Annotated in this window: 13 protein-coding genes and 1 pseudogene; 1 reads left to right on the forward strand and 13 read right to left on the reverse strand. The window is 59.6% G+C overall.

The window, feature by feature from the left end; translation table 11 throughout:
- Window positions 1-207 precede the first annotated feature (207 nt).
- From CTP10_RS26125 to CTP10_RS26135, 3 genes are all read right to left on the reverse strand, one after another.
- Window positions 208-1,587, reverse strand: a complete 1,380-nt coding sequence (locus CTP10_RS26125; RefSeq protein ID WP_116321843.1) for an MmgE/PrpD family protein — start codon at window positions 1,585-1,587, stop codon at window positions 208-210.
- Window positions 1,588-1,837: 250 nt separating this feature from the next.
- Window positions 1,838-3,397 (reverse strand): aldehyde dehydrogenase family protein, encoded by a 1,560-nt coding sequence (locus CTP10_RS26130; RefSeq protein ID WP_233528278.1) that lies wholly within the window; start codon window positions 3,395-3,397, stop codon window positions 1,838-1,840.
- Between the two features lie 170 nt (window positions 3,398-3,567).
- Window positions 3,568-4,536 (reverse strand): Bug family tripartite tricarboxylate transporter substrate binding protein, encoded by a 969-nt coding sequence (locus CTP10_RS26135; RefSeq protein WP_116321844.1) that lies wholly within the window; start codon window positions 4,534-4,536, stop codon window positions 3,568-3,570.
- A gap of 389 nt (window positions 4,537-4,925) precedes the next feature.
- Between CTP10_RS26135 and CTP10_RS26140 the strand changes: the two genes are divergently transcribed.
- The gene (locus CTP10_RS26140) at window positions 4,926-8,363 is read left to right on the forward strand and encodes an adenylate/guanylate cyclase domain-containing protein (RefSeq protein WP_116321845.1); all 3,438 of its coding nucleotides are present in this window, start codon (window positions 4,926-4,928) and stop codon (window positions 8,361-8,363) included.
- Between the two features lie 605 nt (window positions 8,364-8,968).
- Here CTP10_RS26140 and CTP10_RS26145 read toward each other — a convergent pair.
- The 10 genes and pseudogenes from CTP10_RS26145 to CTP10_RS26190 all read right to left on the reverse strand — a co-directional run bounded on the left by CTP10_RS26145 (window position 8,969) and on the right by CTP10_RS26190 (window position 20,517).
- On the reverse strand, window positions 8,969-9,217 hold the full coding sequence (locus CTP10_RS26145; protein ID WP_199414664.1) for a hypothetical protein: 249 nt from the start codon (window positions 9,215-9,217) through the stop codon (window positions 8,969-8,971).
- A 100-nt stretch (window positions 9,218-9,317) separates the two neighbouring features.
- A pseudogene (locus tag CTP10_RS26150) lies at window positions 9,318-10,194 on the reverse strand (IS3 family transposase); the annotation flags it as partial.
- Window positions 10,195-10,206: 12 nt separating this feature from the next.
- Entirely contained in the window at window positions 10,207-11,553 is a 1,347-nt protein-coding gene (locus CTP10_RS26155) for an IS110 family transposase (RefSeq protein WP_116321938.1), read from the reverse strand.
- A gap of 220 nt (window positions 11,554-11,773) precedes the next feature.
- A complete protein-coding gene (locus tag CTP10_RS26160) occupies window positions 11,774-12,031 on the reverse strand; it encodes a transposase (protein ID WP_052279792.1) in 258 nt (85 codons plus the stop codon).
- A 418-nt stretch (window positions 12,032-12,449) separates the two neighbouring features.
- Complete coding sequence (locus tag CTP10_RS26165) at window positions 12,450-13,844, reverse strand: MmgE/PrpD family protein (protein ID WP_116321848.1); 1,395 nt, start codon at window positions 13,842-13,844, stop codon at window positions 12,450-12,452.
- A 17-nt stretch (window positions 13,845-13,861) separates the two neighbouring features.
- Entirely contained in the window at window positions 13,862-14,647 is a 786-nt protein-coding gene (locus tag CTP10_RS26170) for a hydroxypyruvate isomerase family protein (RefSeq protein ID WP_116321849.1), read from the reverse strand.
- A 104-nt stretch (window positions 14,648-14,751) separates the two neighbouring features.
- Window positions 14,752-16,227 (reverse strand): NAD-dependent succinate-semialdehyde dehydrogenase, encoded by a 1,476-nt coding sequence (locus tag CTP10_RS26175; protein WP_116321850.1) that lies wholly within the window; start codon window positions 16,225-16,227, stop codon window positions 14,752-14,754.
- A 71-nt stretch (window positions 16,228-16,298) separates the two neighbouring features.
- Window positions 16,299-17,921: a GMC family oxidoreductase gene (locus tag CTP10_RS26180; protein ID WP_116321851.1), complete on the reverse strand. Its 1,623-nt coding sequence runs from the start codon at window positions 17,919-17,921 to the stop codon at window positions 16,299-16,301.
- 37 nt (window positions 17,922-17,958) lie between these two features.
- Complete coding sequence (locus tag CTP10_RS26185) at window positions 17,959-19,287, reverse strand: MFS transporter (RefSeq protein WP_116321852.1); 1,329 nt, start codon at window positions 19,285-19,287, stop codon at window positions 17,959-17,961.
- Window positions 19,288-19,581: 294 nt separating this feature from the next.
- A complete protein-coding gene (locus CTP10_RS26190) occupies window positions 19,582-20,517 on the reverse strand; it encodes a LysR family transcriptional regulator (RefSeq protein ID WP_116321853.1) in 936 nt (311 codons plus the stop codon).
- Window positions 20,518-20,529 lie beyond the last annotated feature (12 nt).

The raw sequence follows: 20,529 nt of genomic DNA on the forward strand, positions 1-20,529 counted from the left end.
CACCTTTGCACTTCCAGTCATCATCGTCTCCTCATCTTGTCGTCCAGCCGTTCCAGGCATCATCCGTTTGCCTGCAGCGTGTGACCGCTCTCCATCGGCAAGCCTAAATCGCCGATAACGGCAGCAACGTTTTCTTCCGTTGCCCTTCATCCATGAAGGCACAACTGAATCCTTCCAAGCATTACGCGTGAGGCGTCGTGCGCGGCATCAGCCCAAGGCTTCCGAGAGTTCCGCCACATCCCCGAGCCCCTCAAGTCGCGAAATCAGATCCAACGCCCGGTCGACTTTCGATTCTGTGAGCGGAACCGCCGCGGCATTGGCACAGTCCCGGAACTTCGCTGCCAGGGAGTCCCAACCCATTGGCGCCTCCGGACTACCTGGCACCTTGTGGCCCAGTTGCGAGAACGTGTGCCCGTCTCGCGTAACGATCTGTACCCGTCCCACCGCCACTTTTGCCTTCCGCTCAGCACTCTCGTCGTCGACCGCGACTACGCGCGCTGCCATCGCGCGGACGTCGCCGGCCCGTAATGCCTCGGCAGTGAAATCGCTGAGCCTGATCTCCCCATGCATGGCGGCAAGAGCAATACAGAAGGGAAGGCTGAATTTGGCATCCACGGCAGTTTCCGGCGCACGGCGTCGTTCCACCGGCACGCACATCTGCTTCTGGCGCTGCGCCACGAACACCTGAATTTGCTCGATGTCGTCAGCGACGAGCCTGTGCCGCTGCATCAGTTCCGTGGTGGCGTGAATATAGGTGTGAGCCAAGCCGACGACTGGCCATGGCTTGTAAAGCATATCGGCACCGAGGTAGTCCTCTCCGAGCTCTGCGAGCATTCCCTCGCGGTCGTAGTCTTGCCGGAAATAGGTCGGAAGAATTCCCCCTCTTCCCTCGAAGGCATCATCAATACCAGTCAGCCCCTTGTCCGCCAACAGCGCAGCAATGACGGCAGCCTTGGCACTGAATCCGGCATACATGCCGCGCAAATGACTGCCGCCGTAGATCAATTGCATGGTTCCGCTGGACTGCATGCTGGCAATGCCAAGCGCATGCGCAGTCTGCGCGGCGCTCAAGCCAAGCACCTGTGCAGCGCCCGCGGCCGCGGCAAACACCCCCATCACGGTGGAGACGTTCCATTCATGATCCTGCAGCACATTGCACCGTAGCCGCACGAAGATGTCCTGTCCCACAGCGATCGCCGAAATGAGCCGCTTGCCGGAAATGCCACCCTTTCGCTCGGCAAGCGCAAGCACCGCGGGAATAAGGGAGCTTCCCGCATGCCCCCCCCAGGTTGTCCGGTCATCGAAATCCAGACAATGTGCCAACGCACCATTGACCAGTGCCGCCGATGCCGCGGGGAGGCGGCCTCCGAACCCTAGCAGCAGGCTCTCAGGCTTGCCTCCGCTTTCTCGTGCGAGCGCCACCACGCTGCGCACCGATGGCTCCAGTCCGCTTGCCGCGAGAATGACACCCAGAGTATCGAGAAGGCTCTTCTTCGCAGTGTCCGCCGCTTCGGCAGGCAGGCCTTCATAGTGGGTGCTGGCGACGTGGCTGGCAAATACATCGCAAAGGTCCTTGGATGGTTGCATGACTTCGTGACTCTATAGTGGTATGCGGCCGGCCTCTGAGCCACCCGGCAAGGCGATCGGCCGCGCCTGTTTTTGCGACCTGGCGCGGCGCCATCACTGGCATGCTGGGCGATCTGCCAGATGGGGCGTCCGGCGCTATGCTGCGGATCACCGAGCAGTGATCGACAGTCCGTCTGCTCGTTGTGTGGCACTGCGATGACGCAGAACTCTCCTATCGGCAGCGCCACTGAACATTCCTGTGAGGGAAGTCTCAGAAGAAGACTTGCACCGATTTTTCCTCGGTATATGAGTAGAGTTCCTCAATCCCTCGCTCGCGTCCCACTCCACTATTCTTGTACCCGCCAAAGGGCACGGCACGGGCGTTCGAGGCCACTCCATTGATCCAGATGTATCCGGTTTGCAGCCGTCTGGCCGCCCGCATGGCGGTTCCGATGTCCTGCGTCCAGATCGCTCCCGTCAGCCCCAGATCGACAGAGTTCGCCATGTCGATGACTTCGTCCACTTGCGACCAACGCAGAATGGAGAGCACCGGGCCGAAGATCTCTTCGCGAGCAATCCGCATGTCCTGCGTGACATCTGCGAAGACGGTCGGCTCATACCAAAAGCCTCGTTCGAAGGATGACCCTGCAGGACGGTGACCGCCGGTCATCAAACGTGCGCCCTCTGCGTGGCCATGCGCGACATACTGTTCGACCTTCTCGAGCTGCGCTTGTGAGATGATCGCTCCCATCTCCGTCGACCACGAGAAGGGATCGCCTAAACGAATTGCCTTAGCCTTTTCCGTGACCCGGCTGACGACCTCGTCATACACCGCATCGTGCACGAACAAGCGGCTTGTAGAGCTGCAGGACTGCCCTTGCCAGATGAAATTCATGCCGAGGACCGCTGCATCCGCCACGCGATCCAGCGGCGCGTCGGGGAAGACAATGAACGGGTTTTTTCCACCCAGTTCCAGCGATATGGACTTGACCGCAACTTCGGCGGCACCGCGTTGAATGGCCAAGCCAGTGCGCGCCGAACCGACGAATGACAGTCGCTTGACACGAGGGTGCTGGACCAGAGCGTTTCCGACCGCGCCATCACCCGTTACGATGTTGACAATTCCTTCTGGAAACACGGCGTTCGCAATCTCGCCGAGCAGTGTTGACGACAGCGGGCACTGCTCCGAGGGCTTGAGCACGACGGCGTTGCCAGCCATCAACGGAGCAGCTAGCCCATTGACCGCCATCGCCAGGGGGTGATTGAAGGCCGCGATTCTGCCAACCACACCGTACGGCTCCCGCACCGTATAGTTCAAACGGTCGGTCCGACCAGGAATGGTGGCGCCCTGCAGTTCGTACCCCAACCCTGCAAAATAGCGCAATCGCTCGGCGCAGTTCACTACATCGCCGTGCATCCCGGTAATCGAGTTGCCCGAGTCTGCCACTTCAAGCAGGAGCAGGTCGTTTGCTCTTGCCGCAATGGCATCGGCGAAACGCACGAGATAGGTAGCACGCTCGGCAACCGAAAGCTCCGCCCAGGACTGCTGCGCACCTTCTGCCACGCGCACGGCCCTGGCAACATCATTGGCGGTGCCTCGCGGAACCCTGCCAATGGTGCGACCATCTGCGGGATTGACGCATTCGATCCAGCCGCCCTCACTCTCGACAAACTGTCCGCCGATCAGCATCCGGCCAATGTGTGGATGGTCGTGCAAGGAACTGCCCGAGAGCACTGGTCGCACATCCGCCTGCGTCTTTGTTGATCCCCGATCTGAACTCATCTCTTCCGTATCCTTACAGTCCTTAACATGCGTTTGCCAAGCATCCATGGCGTGACGCCGACGCGCTCAGCGCCAGCACCATGCCAGTCGTTTCCTGGTTCTGCGGAATGCCGAAGTGCGCCGCCTCATTGCCCCGGGATTCACCCGCCAGGCCAGCACCGTGCCAGCATTGGTGGCGCATAGGCGCATTTGAAACAGCCGGGAGCGCGTCCCACTCCTTATGGGGAAGGCTGGATGCCAACCCGTTGAAATGCGGCCTGCCACTTCCTCTGATCGCTGGCAACAAACTGCGCGAAATCACTGGCGCCCTGGCGCGGGCTGGCGGGTCGATAGCCGTTGTTTGAGATCTCTTGTCCGCCTGAGCCCCGCAGCATCTGATCCACTTGGTCTCTGAGTCTCGCCTGAATCTCAGGCGGCGTTCCTTTGGGCGCGAACACCCCGGTCCAACCAGCGTACTGCTCGGCGAATACGCCGAGTTCGACCAGACTTGGCACATTCGGGAGCCGCTGATCTCGCGACTTTTGCGTGACTGCAATCGGACGAAGTTTTCCGGCGGAAATGAGTTGCATAGATAGCGGAACAACATCGATGGAGAAATCGACACGTCCCGCCACGAGATCGGCGCGAAAGGCGGCCGCTCCCGGATAGGGAAAGTGCACGGCTTTGATCCCAAGTTCCTTTGCGAGATGCTCCGACATCACGTGTGCTGTGGTGCCAACCCCTGAGGTGGCGTAGGTGATTGAGCCCTGCGCCCTGGCGTACGCGACAAACTCCTGCCAACTGCTCACCTTCAGTGAAGCCGGTACCACCAGGACATAGTCCTGGTCCATCAACTTAGCGATAGGCACGAAATCCCGGTCGATGTCATAGGGAGGCTTGAGTCGGTTGGACTTAAGCATGGTCGTTTCGGACTGGGAGGCCACCAGCAGGGTCCCGCCATTTGCTGCAGACCGGGAAACGTGGGCCGCTCCCACAGTGCCCCCTGCACCAGGCTTGTTCTCCACGACCACCGGAATCGGCAACGAGGCCTTCATCGAGTTGGCGAGGATGCGGGCGGCAAGGTCGGTATTGCCGCCAGCGGCAAACCCAACGACGAGCGTAATCGCGCGTGGTGGCCACGGATCGGCCGCATAAGCAGCTCCGAACAGACACACCGCACCGAGGGCGGCGACGAAGCGTTTCAGCACAGGTTGTCTCCTTGTGTCAGACCCACCGAACAGCGCACTTTCCCACCGGCGGGATCAACAATCTTTTCTCGTATTATGCGACTACTTTAGCAACACGAATAGGCCAGGTCAACACTGCGAAGTGCGGGTTCGCGTGCCCACTGGTAATCGCTCGCTGAATTGCGGGCAGGAAGTGGCGATGGATATGGCGCACGCGCACAATCTCACCAGAAAATCGAAGCAAAAGTGTTATCTCATATTGCGGGATATATTTTTATGAAATGATCGCCCACCGCGTACTTCCCGGAGGTGCCCGAGGCCCATATGAAGCCGCAGCAGCCCCGGCCATGACCTACGATTCATGTGGCGTCCGGGAGAGACATGCCCCGGCACGAGGTCGGAAGAGGGACATGCGCTGCTTAACCTGCGGATATGAGAATTCTCCGGGCGGCAACTTTTGCGAGGCCTGCGGGGCCTCCATGCCGGCAGACTCGCTGCACCGGCGCGCCGACCCCGGTTCCCCCGCCAGATTTTGCCGCTCATGTGGTCGGCCATTTGCGGCCGGCACGCCGCACGTAGGCATCGGCTTGTGGAGTGCTGCCGGTACAGACCTTGCCCCAGCCCTTTACACCCCGCTGCATCTCGCCGAACGCATCCGTGCGCAACAAGCGGCGACGGGAGGCGGGGACAATATGACCGGTGAGCGCAAGACCATTACAGCGCTCTTTTCCGACATGGCCGCATCGACGGCGCTCATCCAGGACTTGGATCCGGAGGATGCCCGTGGGCTGATTGATCCGGTGGTGGCGCTAATGATGGAGGCGGTCCACCACTACGAGGGATATGTCGCCAAGTCGCTTGGCGATGGCATTCTTGCGCTCTTCGGCGCACCGATCGCCCATGAGGACCACCCCCATAGAGCGATCTATGCTGCACTTCGAATGCAAGAGGCGATGCGCCGTCACAGCGACAAGATCCGGGCAAAGCAAGGCATCCCGTTGCAGATACGGGTCGGCGTCCACACTGGGGAAGTGGTGGTGCGGCCCATTTGCAGAGACGACTTGCGCGCGGACTACGATCCAGTCGGGCACACGATCCACATCGCGTCACGCATGGAAGGCGTGGCCGCACCGTCGACAATCCTAGTCAGCGAGACCACAAAAAAACTGGCGGAAGGATATTTCGAGTTCAAGTCCTTGGGCACCATCCAGGTGAAGGGAGTGCGCAACCCGCTCACCGTGTATGAGGTGATGGGGCTCGGCGCCCTGCGCACGCGGTTGCAAGTGTCGGCCTATCGCGGCTTGGTACGGTTCGTCGGCCGGCAGCTTGAAATGGACTCTTTGCATGACGCGTGGGACAAGACGCGCGCCGGCCACGGCCAGATCGTCGGCGTGTCCGGAGAAGCCGGTGTGGGCAAATCTCGCTTGTTCCACGAGTTTAAGGCGCGCTTCCAGCAAGGTTGCATGGTCCTTGAAACCTATTCTGTTTCGCATGGAAAGGCGTTTCCCTATCTGCCACTGTTTGATTTACTGAGAAACTATTTCGACCTGACAGGGCTGGATGACGACCGCCTGTCGCGCGAGAGGGTCACCGGCCGCCTTCTGGCCCTGGACCGCGATCTTGAGGAATACCTTCCTTATCTCCTGTACCTGCTTGGCACCAGCGAAGCGGGATCGGCGCTGCCTGGGATGGATCCAGGCATCCGGCGCCAGCGTACCCTAAAGGCAATTGTCGAATTGTTCTTGCGCGAGAGTGTGAAGCAGCCCCTGCTGGTGTTGTTCGAAGACCTGCAATGGCTCGACCGCGAGACCGAGGCCTTCCTCAACATGCTCATGGCGCATGTGCCACATGCCAGAATTCTTCTGCTTTTGAACTATCGCCCGGAGTACGTGCCAAGTTGGGGCAGCACGACCCGCTATGCCCAGATCGATCTCAAACCGCTGGGTGGCGGGGAGGCGCAAGGCATGCTGGCGGCGCTGCTGGGCAGCCAGCCTTCCCTCGCACCGTTGAAGGCGCTGATCATGTCGAAGACCGATGGCAACCCGTTGTTTATCGAAGAGGTGGTTAAGACGCTAGCGGAAGAGCACGTCCTGTTAGGCGCTCCCGGCCACTACTGGGTCGACAAGCCCCCCCTGACACTCCATATCCCGACCAGCGTGCAAGGGGTGCTGTCGGCGCGCATGGACAGGCTACCCCACGCGCAAAAGGAGCTTCTCCAGACCTTGGCGGTCATCGGCACGGAGTTCCCCTTCAGTCTGGTCCAGCATGTCACTGCCCTGTCCGAAGCCGTATTGCGTTCGCTTTTGCACGATCTCCAGGAAGGAGACTTCATTCACGAACGCCCCTCGTTCCCCGAGGTCGACTATGCATTCAAGCACGCATTAACCCAAGAGGTTGCGGGCCAAGCCTTGCTTTCGACAAGACGGAGTGCGCTGCATGAGCGTACGGCCGAGGCGATCGAGGCATTATTCCCCGGCCGGCTGAAGGAATACTGCAACGAGCTCGCGCATCATTACAGCAAAAGCGGAAAAGTCGCCAAGGCTGTCGAATACCTGCATCTGGCCGCACGCCAAGCGTTGCAGCGGTCAGCCCACGTCCAAGCGATCCAACATCTGCAAGACGCGCTTGCGCTGCTCAAGTCCGCGCCCGACGCTTCGCAGCGCTCTCGCGCCGAACTCTCGCTGCTGCTAAGCCTTGGCCAGGCGTGGATGGCGGTCCGCGGGCAAGCATCCGTGGAAGTGGAATCGGCTTACCGACGTGCCGCTGCCTTGTGCCAGCAAGGCGAAAAAACACAAGAGTTCTTCTCCGCGCAATTGGGTCTTTGGTCCTTCCATCAATTGCGCGCGCAATATGGGACCGCACGATCTCTGGCCGTACGCTTGTTTCGCATTGCCAAAGCCACGAAGAATTCCGAGCAACTCACAGAGGCCCATCGCGCTCTTGGTAGCACCTTGTTCCGCTTAGGCGACATCAAGGCGGCACGTATCCACATGGAACATGCGCTGACGCAACAGCGAAGCGATCAGCAAGACTACGACCAGCTCATGCGCTATATGAGGAACCCAGCGGTTCATACCCGCAGCGCTTTGAGTTGGATTCTTTGGTATCTAGGCATGCCCGACCAGTCGCGCGCCTGCAGCCAGGACGCATTGGCGCTTGCAAGGAAGGGCTCCGATCCATTTAGCCTCGCGCTGGGCCTCGCCTTTGCGGCGCAGTTGTACCAATGTCGGCGTGAAGCGTACCGGACCATGGAATATGCCGAAGCGGCTGTCAGTGTTTCATCTGAACAGGGATATCCGCATTATCTCGCCTGGGGCACGGTACTTAGAGGCTGGGCGTTGTCAGCCCAAGGCGCCGTGGACGAAGGGCTTGTGCAAATTCGCCAGGGTCTGTCGGCGCACCAAGCCACGGGAGCGGCGCTGGGACGCCCAACTCTCTTGGCTTTGCTGGCTGAGACCTATGCTAACGCTGGACAAGTCCAGGCGGGGCTTGACGTACTGACCGAGGCAATTGACCTGGTAGCCGAAACGTGCGAGCGGTTCAGCGAGCCAACGCTGCTTCGCCTCAAGGGTGACCTGCTGCTGCGCTTGCCATCACAAGGCAGGTCTGCGCATGTCACGGAGAAAGACGCGGAATCCCATCTTGTGCGAGCCATTGCACTAGCGCGCCAACAAGCATCCAGGTCAGTCGAACTGCAAGCCGCCCTTAGCCTGGCCGCGCTATGGCAGCGTCAGGACAAACGGCATGCCGCGCACGAGATGCTAGCCGCGGTTCATGGCGCGTTCACTGAAGGCTATGACACCGTGGATTGGCGTCACGGAGATGCACTGCTGAAGGAACTCTCCTGAACTGTGCCGTATCGATGTCGCAGAAGAGCCACAGACTTAAGTATTACTTGGAAGCCCCGAAACACGGCGATTCCCTCGGCTCGATCACTCGATCAGTTGTAGCCGAGAATTGCCACCTTAGCGACATCCGGTCTATCGTTCGAGTTCTCCATGAGAACCTGTGTCGGCCGATTCGGCCGCTTAACCCAAGCGCGGCCGTCTATCGGCACAAAGCGTTCGATGGATTCAGCGGAAGTGCCTGGTTTGCCGTAATGGTCGGACAAGGGGAAAGTGTTCATCATCAATGCCTTAGCGGGGTGAAGCCAAAATCAGGTCGTGACCCGAGCGTCTGCGGAGCCACGTCGGCAAATGGAAGGACGATTAGGAGCGCAGTGCGGGAGACTCGCGCACGCCGGTACTGAGCAAATTACTCCAGCGGCACCTCATGTATAACATAGTCCCTTATTATGGGACAACTTTATATGCGATCTCGGCTAACTGCAAGTGCGACAGCGGCGCCCAACCTTTACGCGGCGCGCACGTCACACCCCATTTCATTCGACCAGCCACGCCCGCCCTTCGGATCGAGCCACCGCGCGCCCTCCTGTCCCGGATGAGGGTCCAGGCTACTTCGCCAATTCCCTGACGATCTCGATCATCCGATCCAGAATGGGCGTCCGCTCACCTTTTACCCAACCGAATATAAAACTGGTTGGGTAGTTAAGGCTTTCAAGCGGCACGACGGCAAGGTTGTTCGGATAGGTAAAGCCCTTACCCATTACTGCGAGGCCGATCCCCATTCCTACGGAAATAAGGTTGAGCTGAGCAGCAATGGTGCTCACTTCCTGTACAACATTGGGGTTACCCCGTTTCATCGGACAGATTCGCATTGGAATTTTATGTCGATGGGTTTTCTCCTTGTGATGGGGCAGTGTAGGCCCGGTGTAGCGCCGGATTCCTGCCATTGACGGGCAGCTTTTCAAATTCCTGCGGAGACCGATAGCCCAGAGCGCTGTGCAAGCGATGCGGGTTGTACCAGCCCTCGATCCAAGTAAACAGTGCCCGGCGTGCGTGATCGTGCGTGGCGAAGCGCGAACGCATCAGCAGCTCGCATTCGAGCGTGGCGAAGAAGGACTCACACATGGCGTTGTCGTAGGCATCGCCCACCGAGCCCATCGAAGGCTGAACACCGGCGTCCCGGCAACGTCGCCCGAAGGCGACAGACGTGTATTGGGCAGCCTTGATCCGAGTGGTGAATGACATCCTCTGGGCGGCGCTGCGCGAGCGCCATATCCAGTGCCTGCAACATCAGCGCGGTACGCAGATGGCTGCCCATGGCCCAACCAACAATGCGCCGGCTGTACACATCCAACACCACTGTGAGATAGAAGAAGCCCGCTGCGGTCGGAATGCAGGTCGCATCGGCGACCCACAGACGGTTTGGCACGTCAGCTTGGAAGTGGCGCTGGACCAGATCCGGAGCCGGTCTTGCACCAGGTGCTCGTCGCGTGGTCTTTACCCAGCGTCGCCGGCTCACGCCGCGCAGGCCCGCTTCACGCATCAGGCGTGCCACGCGTTTGCGCCCGACGTGTATGCCTTGCCGGGCCAGCGTCGCATGAATGCGCGGCATGCCATAGGTGCCGTGCGAGCGCGTGTAGATGGCCCGGATTCGTGCCAGCAGGTCCCTATCCTGCTGTGCATGGGCCGATGGACGGCGTTGATTCCACGCATGGAAACCGCTGCGCGAGACCTTGAGCAGCCGTGCCATGGTCGCCAAGGGCCAGGTGGCCTGATTCGCCTTCATGAATTCGAACCCTTGTCGGGTACCGTTCCGGCCTCCCGGGCGAACCAAGACGCGGCTTTCCTAAGAAACACCATCAATGGCTTCGAGGCGGAACCCGAAGTTTGCCGCTCGCCGCTGAAGCTGCTTGACGACACGGTCTCGGTAAGCCGCCTCGTAATAATCGGCACCGGGATCTTTATAGTCGGCCCCGTAGCGCATTGTGTTATAGAACAGCACGGCAATCTTCCGTGCTGTCGCCGTCACCGCCTTTGCCTTGCCGAGGCGGGCCGCAAGGCGCCGATAAAAGGCGCCAAGCGCAGTATCGGTGCGGCCCACCGTCACTGCTGCCAAGCGAAGATGGGCGGCGACGGGATTGCTCGACCTGCGTGTTCGCGAAGACAGGACCTTGCCGCCACTGATTTTGCAACCTGGCGACAGGGACAGCCAAGACGTAAAGTGCTTAGCAGTCGGCCAACGGCTCAGATCAGTGCCGCATTCTGAGACCAGGCGCAGCGCGAGGTAGGGGCCAATGCCATGGATTTGAGTCAGATCAGTGCCCGTGATCTGATGCAGCAGTGGTCGCGTGTCGAAATCGACGGCGTTGGGCTGTTTGGTTCGATGACGTGGTTTAGGCAGCGGTGCGGTGGGCGCAGGGGATTGCGCAGCAAGCCTCGTCAGTACTTGCTCGATCTGCCGGTCGCATTGCTCGACCTGTCGCTGATAGAAGTCATACAGTTCGAGTGCCTGCTGTAGCGCAAAGACGTGTTCGGGCTGATAGTTGCCTTGCAACGCGGCTTCGATCACCTCGTGCGTCGCCTTGCATCGGAGATCACGCATGCGTGCCAGTACTTTAGTGTCACGCTCGCCGGCGATGATGGCCCGCACGATCCTCAGCCCGGTCGCCCCCGTTACATCGCTGACGACGTGATGAAGGTGCAGATTCATGAACGTCAATGCCTTCTGCATATGCTGGATATGGGCGGCAGCGTAATCCAGATGCCTTTCTCTAAGCCGCAGGTACGCGCGTAGCGCCGCGATCTCCCGGCCCGGACGAAAGCTGGCCCGCAGAAGACCGCAAGCATGCAAGCGCTGTAACCATTGGGCGTCCTTGATATCGCTCTTGCGGCCGGGCACGGCGCGCGCTTCGCGCGCATTGGTGACGATGACCTCCAGCCCCGCGTCCTCCAGCACCTCATACACCGGGATCCAATACACGCCGGTGGATTCCATTGCCACCGTCGTGATCCCCAGCGCGGACAACCAGTTGGCCATTCGGTGCAAGTCACCGGTGAAGGCTTGAAACGTCTGCACTGGCTCGGCACACAATTCGCTGGGCACCGCCACGACATGGAAGCGGGCACCGATATCGACGGCCGCAGCACGTGCGTTGAGAATTGGTAGACCTACCGCCTTGGATCGCCTGCTCATGGTCACCTCCTGCGTTGAGCGCCCGGACGGGGACACGGACAAGCATCACTTTCCTAAACGGGGTCACCGAAGCGCCACCAAAATCGGGTCCGCAGATCCCCTGGACCATGTTTGCCGACGGGGTGGAATATCGCCAAAAAGCTGACGGCCTCGGGCCCGGGTGCCACGACAGTGTAGGCGCCGCGTGTTTCTTCTGCCCGGGCCGCGACGGGTCGCGAAGTCAGTTTGCCAATATATCGCGCTCCATCTTGACCTGCCGAAGCTCTCTACGAAGATGGGTCAGTTCCTGGCGCTCGGCAGTGCTCAGGCCATCGTGACGTTTGCCCGCGTCACGGTCAGCCTGTGCGACCCAGTTGTAGATGGTCTGGGCAGTGGGTTCAAACTCCTTGGCCAGGTCTTCCGGCGTCCGGCCGGCATGGACGAGGTCAATCATTTGCTGCCGGAAAGCAGCGGCATACGGCGCTCGAGTCTTGGCCATGATGGGTACCCCCTACGGTTCAAGATAGCGGGTGTCCAAAAAAACGGGTCATCTCCAATTGTGCCTCTGTCGCCATCGAACCCCTGTCCGCCGACCAGATCAAGGCCGTGCATAGGATGGTGCAGACATTGGAGCGTGCGGATGACGCGACCGAGGTATTGCAGGCGCTTTCGTGAAGTGGGATCCAAGCCTCAGCTAGCAATCGAACGCCCGGCGCATCTCTTCCGGTGGTGGCGCCCGGCACCCCAAGCTGTCAGATAGCAACGGGGCCTAGTTAAACAGGAAATAGTCCGCGCTCCCCCACGCAATGCCGGACAATGCAGCCTACCTACCGAGGCGTCCCCCCGACCAGCGATACTCGGTGCGACCGCCTCCAACTTCTGATGCTGGCGTGCCGGGATTTCCCGGCACGCCCTCTTCATGCCAGAGCCCGCAGAACGTCGGTAGCGTCCTCCAACGACTCCAGGCGCTGCACCATGCCGCATACGGCTTTCGTCTGGTCGGTCGATCGGGGAACCGCAGAGAACGAAGCGCAGTCTTTAAACTTCATCACGATATCGTCCCAGCCCATCGGCGCTTCTGCGCTACCAGGGACCCCTGTACCCACTCTTTCGAACCTGCGACCATCGTTCGTAACGATCTCGACGCGGCCGGGAGGAAGTTCGAGTTTCCAGTCCAACGCCGCGTCGTTGACCGGCACAACCTTCCTTGCCGCCTCCAGCACAGCGGGGCTCTTCAGAGCCTCGTCGGTAAAGTCCTTCAGTCCCATCTCGCGGCGAGCCGCGGCGACGCCAACGAGAAACGGTAGACTAAACTTCGCGTCAACGAGCGTCGACGGCGCGCGGCGCTTCTCAAGCGGGTCGCACATGAGCTGATGGTAATCGCCCACGAATACGCGGATTTCCGAGATTTCCGCCAGATTGAGATTGTGGTCCTTGATCAAGCCGATGGTAGCGTGGATATGGCTATGCGCTGTACCCACGGCAGGCCAACGCTTGTAGAGGGTCCGCCCGCCAGAAAAGTCCTCGCCAAGACCGGCGACGAGCTTCTCTCGGTTGTATCGGCCGCCGAAATACAACGACAGAATGCCATACTTGCCTTCGAACAATGTGGGGACGCCGCTTAGGCCTTTCTCGGCCAGCAGCGCCGCCATTACGGCACCTTTGGCTGGAAATCCAGCGTACACGGCCCGCAGGTCACTTCCCGTAGCGTTGATCATCTCCGTCGTGCCGCCCGACTGCAGGCTAGCGATACCCAAGGCGTTAGCGATTTGATCAGACGAAAGCTTGAGGATACGGCCCGCTGCAGCGGTGGCTGAAAACACGCCCATGACGGTGGAAAAGAACCAGTCTTTTTTCCAATCCGTAAATTGCCGGAATCGATTGAATATATCCTGGCCGATAGCGACCGCGGCGATCATATCCTGGCCGGACACCCGCCCCCTTCGCTCAGCGACCGCAAAAATTGCCGGCAACAAGGAACTTGCAGCATGTTGACCCCAGGGGGTCTGATCGTCGTAGTCCAGACTGTGCGCCATCGCACCGTTCGCAAATGCAGCCATGACAGCGGACACCTTGGTTCCGAAACCCAATATTGTGCTTTCGGGCTTTCCTCCACAGTCCTTCGCCAGTTCCACAGCGATGCGAGACGCCGGTTCCATCCCGCTCGCAGCCAGGATCACGCCTAGCGTGTCTAGTGTACTGCGCTTTGCACCCTCGATTGCCTCTCGCGGCAGTCTTTCATAGGGAGTGTTGGCGGCAAAGTCTGCCAGTACCTGACACAGATCCCGCTCTATGGTCCTACTTTCACTCATATCTGAAAAAAATGCTGTTAGTGTGGGTTTAGATCCAACTCGCGGGCCAGCGGCACACCATCCAGAATCGATCTGGTCGGCACATACTCCAGGCCGATGGAGCCGGTGTAATCGAGCTGTCGCAAGGCCCTGAAAAGAAGGGGAAAATCAATCATAGCCGTGCCGGGCTCGTGCCTTCCGGGATAGTCGGCAAGCTGTATATGGGCGACCTTATCCGCATGCTTTGCGAGGAAATCGATTGGATCCTCGCCGTTTACGTGGGCGTGATAGACATCCAAGATGATCTTCACCGCAGGTCGGTTGATCTGAGCGATCGCGCGGAGCACGAGCCCAAGATGATCGATGAAGTACCCTTTGAAATCCCTCGCATTTACCGCCTCGATCACGACGGTCAGGCCCTCCGCCTGAAGCCGGTCATGTGCCTGCGCGACACGATCGCAGTAGGTATCGAAAGCTACCGCCTCGGAAACGTCTGCCGCCTTGGGTCCGGCGAACACGTGTACCTGGGAGCACTCGATAATCTTGGCATACTCGATGACAGTATCGATCGAGCGGTCGAACTCGGACTTCTTACTGGGCGTCAGCGAGAAGCCGGGCTCTCCCCCTTTGTAATCACAGGCTGGCGCCCCGATAGAGATTTGCCGTAGGCCGTTATCGGAGAGCAGCCTGGCATACTCTGATGCCGGCATTTCATAGGGAAACGGATACTCCACGGCACTAAAGCCAAGCTGTCTTGCCGCGACAAATCGTTCTTCAAAAGGCAGCGCCCCAAGAACATAGCTGAGGTGAATTGAGGTGTGCATAGCTTTCCCCGCTGATCATGCGAACCCGCACAAGGCGACTGAAGTCGCCGTCACGGGCTGCGGTGAGTAGCGGTGGCGACATATGTCGCCACCATCGTTAAGGTTCAGACTCTTGCGGTAGATTGCAGGATCGTCTTTGTGACCAGGTATGCGTCAAGACTCGATGGACCGCCCTCGCGACCGATTCCGCTGTCCTTGACACCGCCGAACGGCGTATCCGCATCTGGGGTACCAAAGTGGTTGATTGCCAGCACCCCACACTCCAGCCCTCGGGAAATGCGTTCAGCATCCTCCAGCGAGTTTGTGAAGGCGTACGCGGCAAGCCCCACCGACATGTCATTCGCGATAGAGAGCGCCTGATCGAGATCCGGGACCGAAACGCAAGCTGCCACGGGACCGAACGGCTCCAGCGTCATGGCCTCTGCGTCCAGCGGCACATCTGCCAAGAGCGTGGGCGCGAAGAAGTAGCCGCGCTCTCCGATTCGGTAGCCGCCGGCCGCAATGCGCGCGCCTCGCTGTTTAGCGTCCTGGACCATGGATTGCGCGGCGGCGAGTCTGCGAGCGTTCGCAACCGGCCCCATCTGCACGCCCGGTGCAAATCCGTCTCCGACCCTCAGCCCATTCAAGGTATCCGCACAGGAGCCGACGAAATCATCATAGGAATTGCGATGGACAATGAATCGCGAGACCGAGGCGCAAATCTGCCCCGACGCGCGCACTTTTGCCATTGCGGCGAGCTTGCCAATCTCGACCGCGTTTACCCCATCAGCGATCAGCACCGGTGCGTGCCCGCCCAATTCCATCAGTACTGGCTTCATGGCTTGCGCAGCAAGCTGCATCAAGTGCTTTCCGACCCGCACCGAGCCGGTGAAGGTGACCAGCCGTGTAATCGGTGACGCGATCAGGGTCGACGAAACATGTTCCGGATCGCCGAATACAAGGTTGAGAACGCCCGACGGCAGTCCTGCCTCCTCGAAGCATCTGACCAGCTCGCAGGCCGTGCCAGGTGTTTCCTCGGCCGCTTTGAGAATGACGGAACACCCCGCGGCGAGCGCCGCACTGGTCTTGCGGGCTGCCGCGCTCATCGGCACGTTCCACGGTGTAATAGCGACCACGGGACCGATCGGTTGCCGTATCACAAACTTTTGCATTTGCGGCTCACCGGGAACAATGGTTCCGAAGGCACGAAGCGACTGCCCTGCGTCCCATTCAAAGAAATTGCCGCACCGCTCAATCTCCGCAATTGCATCCTCAACATGCTTGCCGTGCTCGAGAGTCAGCACCCGGGCGATGGCGCTCGTCCGATCACGCAGCAATTTCACCGCCCGTTGAATCACCCGAACACGCTCTTGCGCGGGTGTGTCGCGCCAAGCCAAAAATCCGCGCGCTGTGGAACTCAAGGCGCGCGACAGATCGTCGTCAGTCGCCTTTGGCACGGTCCCCAGAACCTCTTCCGTGCTCGGATTGATGACATTCGCGCAAGGCGCTCGGTCGTAGATCCACCTTCCATCAATGAACAGACCGATCTTGGGGTATGCAGAACTGTTCACCACCAAGGGCTGATTCTCTTGTTCAGACATTTCCTTTCCTCATTATGGCGCGGTGGTCGCCACCGCCGTCGACCACCGCGGCGACTATCGCGAAGTGCTAGTCACGCATGAATACGGCGACGCGGCACTGCGTCCTGGCTGATCATGTCGGCACCCTTTGCACCAATCATCAACGAAGGGGCATTGGTGTTGCCGGAGGTAACGTGCGGCATGATGGAGGCGTCAACGACGCGCAATCGCTCTACTCCCCGGACCCGGAGGCGTTCATCGACCACTGCCAATGGATCGCGACCCATCCTGCAGGTACTTGTCTGGTGGGCGGCGGTGTTCCCGGTTTCAGCCATGAAGTCGAGCAATTGCGTATCGGTTTGGACGTGCGGCCCCGGGATGTGCTCGCTGATGACGTGCGAGGCAATCGGCTCTGTGGTCATGATCTTCCGGATTTGCCTGAGGCCACTCATCATCGCACGGACATCGTCTTCATCCGTCAGGAAATTGGGAGTGAGCTTGGGTGTGTCGGCGGGATTCGCAGAACGAAGGGTAACGGCTCCGGTCGTTCGAGGGCGCAAGATGAATACCGACACACCCATACCAGGCTCAGAATCGACCTCCACCTGCCCAGTGGAGTGATATGTGAAGGTCATGGGACGGAAGCTGATCTGAAGATCGGCGTACTCCACGTCAGGCCTGCTCTTCACAAACGCCGCGACCTGTGATGTTCCAAGCGCGAGGTAGCCGCCGTGGGTGGCCAAATAGCGCGCGCCTTCAAGATACTTCCATAAGCCGCGGATGTTCCGGTTATAGGAGCTCGACTCAGTGGAGCGCCAAGCGGTGTGTACGTAGAAGTGGTCCTGCAGACTTTGGCCGACGCCGGGCAGATCGTGGACTTGCCTGATCCCGTGTCGTTGCAGTTCCTCATGGGGACCGATCCCGGACAGCATCAACACCTGAGGAGAATTCAAAGAGCCGGCCGAGAGGATGACTTCCCGGGCGGCCAGGATGGTCTTCTTCTCCCCGTTCGCCGACACCTCGACGCCCGTGGCTTGCTTGTTTTGAAACAGAATGCGCTCCACCAGACATCCGGTACGTACCGTGAGGTTGGGACGATCGAGAACCGGCTTCACGAACGCGACATAGGCGGACTGCCGCTTGCCGTCGCGAATGGTGTGCTGCATAAAGCCAACGCCATCATGCAGGACACCATTGAGATCCTCCGTGCGAGGAATTCCCATGCGATGCGCCGATTCGATGAAATCGAACGAGCTGGACATCTTTACCGCAGGATCACTGATCCATAAGGGACCACCCACCCCGCGATATTCGTCCGCACCGCGCTCGTTGTGTTCGATGGCTTTGAAGTATGGCAGGACATCGTCGTAACCCCAGCCGGGGTTGCCAAGCGCCCTCCAGTTGTCGAAGTCGCTCCGATGTCCGCGGATATAGATCATCCCATTGATCGAACTCGATCCGCCCAACCCCTTGCCACGCGGCCAGTACATCTTTCGGCCGCGCAGTGCCGGCATCGGTTCGGTGAAGTAATTCCAGTTCAGCTCCTTATCGAAGTAGAGCTTCGCCATCCCGGCAGGGGTATCCACCCAGAATCGGTCTGAATGCGGACCCACTTCCAGCAACAAGACTTTGTTCTCGGGGTTATCGGTGAGCGCTCGGGCCAGCACGCACCCGGCCGATCCGGCACCAATGATGATGTAGTCGTAGATTTCCATGGCGATGACCGCCTCTCCTGCTAAGTTGCTCTTTTGCTTATCGACGCGCGATCGCCGCGCCCGCTTTGATGGTGACTGACTTCGCTGCCGATGCATCTACCGACGTACTCAGGTCAACATCCTTGGTTTCCGGTACAAAGCGAACAAGAATGAAGCACAGGACCGCCATGAACGTCACGTACCAACCGGGTGCGAGCGGGGAGCCGGACGCGTTGACGAGCCACGCCGAGATCAGCGGCGTCGTGCCACCCAGGGCCGCGACAACGGTTTGATAGGCGATCGCATGGCCAGTAGCCCTGAACGACGTCGGAAAGAATTCTGGCGCGGCGGCAAAGCAAGGACCGGAATAAATGCCAGCGCCGATCGCGATCAGAATCTGGCCGATGAAAAGTTCTGGCAGCGTCCCGACCGATGCCATCCGGATGGAGAAGTATGCGAAGACGGCAATCCATAGCGCGCCAAACGACAGGACAGTCTTTCTTCCATAGCGATCGCTCAGATGACCGCCAATCGGAATGAAAATCGCGTAGACAAAAATGGCAAGTGCGTTGGAGAACAGTGCCACCCGGGAATCCACGCCCGCCTGCTTTACCAGGAAGGTGTACATGAAGCCAATCAGCAGATACGCAGACACCGTCTGTACCGGCTGAATCATCGCCACATACAGCATGGACTTGAAACCTGATTTGGTTACTGCACGCAAGGGATTCTGAAATTCTGACTTCCGTGCCGCCTTGTACTCTTCCGGATCATCCAGATTGCGTCGCAGCCAATAGCCAACGACACCAATGAGTCCGCCAATCAGGAACGGAACCCTCCAGGCCCAGTCCAGGTAGGTTTCCTTGCCAACAGACAGTTGCAGTCCAAGCAGCATGACTGCTACCACCGCATTAGGGAGTGTCGCGAACGCAAAGATCACTCCCACCCATCGCCCTCGGTTTTGTTTCGGCGCGGATTCCAAAACGAAGCTGGTGCTACCCGTGGTCTCGCCCCCCATCGCCAGGCCTTGACATAGCCGGCACACGACCAGCAACACCGGCGCAGCCAATCCAATACTTGCGTAGGTCGGTAGCATACCGATGACGGCCGTACCCAGGGCCATCAGCCAGATAGTAATGGCGAGGACTTTGACCCGGCCGACCCGGTCTGACATATAACCAAACAACAACCCACCCACCGGTCTTGCCACAAACGCCACCGCATACACGGCAAAGGTGCTCAGCAGGCCGGCCTTCGGATCACTGCTCGGAAAGAAATGTGCTGCAATGAACGGGACCGAAAATCCGAATACCGCGAAGTCGTAGATTTCACCGAAGTTTCCGATTGAAGCTGCCCCTAAGGTCCGCTTGGAACTACTTTGTCTCACTTCTGTCTCCTGACAAATCCGCCGCCGGGTGGCGGCGTTTTATTGGCAGACTACGGCTGATCCGGGGAGCGGCTGCTTACGTATCCGAGGGATGCGAGGTCGACGACAAGCGAGTCAGCGTAGTCATCCGCCCTGCTGTCCGGGCGTGCGAGGTATTATGAAAGTCAAGCTAGACGAACGGAAATGAAGAGATCGGATGCACGCATAAGCAAATTTGCATGACCCGTGACGTCTGTGGCAGCGGGGCTTGGCTTGATGGGGATCCCCGGCGCAAGCGCTCGGATCATCCACCGCTTACGCTACGTCCAGACCTGGCTGCGACTCTGCTCGCAGCGCCTCCAGAAGATGCGACACAAGGGGACTGGCTCGCTCGCCGTCCCAGATAGCCCCGATATCGGGAAAAGATATGCCCGGAGTGAGCGACACATTCTGAAGTCCGAGGGGGCTGTACAAAAGCACTTCCGAGGCCAGGAGAATCGACAAGTAGTTTCGTTCCCCCATCAGAAGCTGTGCGCGAATCGATGAACCCGCTTCTACGCATGGCAGTGGCGGCGCCACACGCTGTGCGGCAAACGCGGCGTCGAAGATCGTCCGCATCTCGGCCCCGCGCGGAGGAAGAATCCATGGGAAGCTGATGATATCTTCCCAGCTACAGGACACTTTCTGAAGACACGGATGTCCCGCCCGGGCCACCACCTGTATGCTATCGGGTATCAACGCTTCGCAGGCATAGCCAGTTGTGAGCGCTTGCGAGCCCAGCGCGCCGATGATGACATCGATCGACCGATTGCCGAGCATGTCGATCAATGCAGCAAAAGGTGCCTCTACGACGGAAACGAATATTCCGGGCCGACTTTCCTGTAAGCGGGCGATTGCTTTCGGTAGCAGAACCCGCGGCAGGCCGCTGCCAACGTTCAGCCGTCCTTGCAAACCACTTTGGACGGCCTTCAGTTCCGCGTCCGTACGGTAGACGTCCCCAAGCATTCTCTCCGCGTGCCGGCGCAGCACTTCGCCCTCAGCCGTCAAGGCGAGGCGACGGTTGCGCAAGAACAGCGGACGGCCAATGACCGCCTCGACGTCGGACAGCCAGTGCGACAACGCCGGTTGAGTCATGTGAAGCTGGGCGGCGGCTGCAGTGAGTCCCCCAGATTGATGCACCGCCAGGAAGACCTCAAGGTGCCGCAGCTTCAACTTGCGCGCCCACGGGATGCTTTCAAGGGTGTTCTCCACTTTAGTCTCCCA

The organism is Cupriavidus sp. P-10 (genome assembly GCF_003402535.2).
Lineage (GTDB): Bacteria > Pseudomonadota > Gammaproteobacteria > Burkholderiales > Burkholderiaceae > Cupriavidus.